Raw genomic sequence first — 454 nt, 5'->3', positions numbered from 1 at the left:
TCTCCGGCGGGCCGATGGAAGCCGGCAAGACCAAGCTGGGCAGCCACGGCCTGGACCTGGTCGATGCCATGGTGGTGGCCGCCGACGACTCCTGCTCCGACGAGAAGGTCGCCGAGTACGAGCGCAGCGCCTGCCCGACCTGCGGCTCCTGCTCCGGCATGTTCACCGCCAACTCGATGAACTGCCTGACCGAGGCGCTCGGCCTGTCGCTGCCGGGCAACGGCTCGACCCTGGCCACCCACGCCGACCGCGAGCAACTGTTCCTGCGCGCCGGGCGCCTGGCCGTGGAACTCTGCCAGCGCTATTACGGCGAAGGCGACGACAGCGTGCTGCCGCGCAACATCGCCAACTTCAAGGCCTTCGAGAACGCCATGACCCTGGACCTCGCCATGGGCGGCTCGACCCATACCATTCTGCACCTGCTGGCCGCCGCCCAGGAGGCCGAGGTGCCGTT

At 69.2% G+C, this 454-nt stretch carries 1 protein-coding gene; it reads left to right on the top strand.

Annotation, left to right across the window (positions count from 1 at the left end):
- Positions 1–454: dihydroxy-acid dehydratase domain-containing protein (locus tag FLP08_RS17015; RefSeq protein WP_202912801.1), on the top strand; the 454-nt coding region annotated here is incomplete at both ends.

Origin of the sequence: Christiangramia aestuarii (assembly GCF_009735585.1) — a bacterium.
Classification (GTDB): domain Bacteria; phylum Bacteroidota; class Bacteroidia; order Flavobacteriales; family Flavobacteriaceae; genus Christiangramia; species Christiangramia aestuarii.
The sequence above is the reverse complement of the archived record's forward strand: the minus strand, read 5'-3'. Positions and strand labels throughout refer to the sequence as shown.